General features: G+C 59.6%; 1 pseudogene. It reads right to left on the reverse strand.

What is annotated here, in order from left to right:
• Window positions 1-250 (reverse strand): annotated as a pseudogene (locus I656_RS0117065) (monooxygenase); the annotation flags it as partial.

The following is a 250-nucleotide window of genomic DNA, read 5'->3' on the forward strand; positions in this document are numbered from 1 at the left end:
AGCTGCGGCGGCCCCGATTTTGGCCCGTACGGCCCTTCATCAAGCCATTTGCCAAGACGCGGCAAAATCGGCGCCAATGAAGCCGCTACTTCCCGCTTCATATTGATCGCTGGATCCGTTCCTTGAATGTGCTCTAACGCCATCCCCGCACAATCGCGGTTGTATCGCGCCGCGATCAGGCGCTCATTCGCAGCGGCCGCAATGGCTGCTTTTGCTTCTTCACGCGTGTCGGCCTGAAGCGCCGTCTGAA

This window comes from Geobacillus sp. WSUCF1 (assembly GCF_000422025.1).
GTDB lineage: Bacteria > Bacillota > Bacilli > Bacillales > Anoxybacillaceae > Geobacillus > Geobacillus zalihae.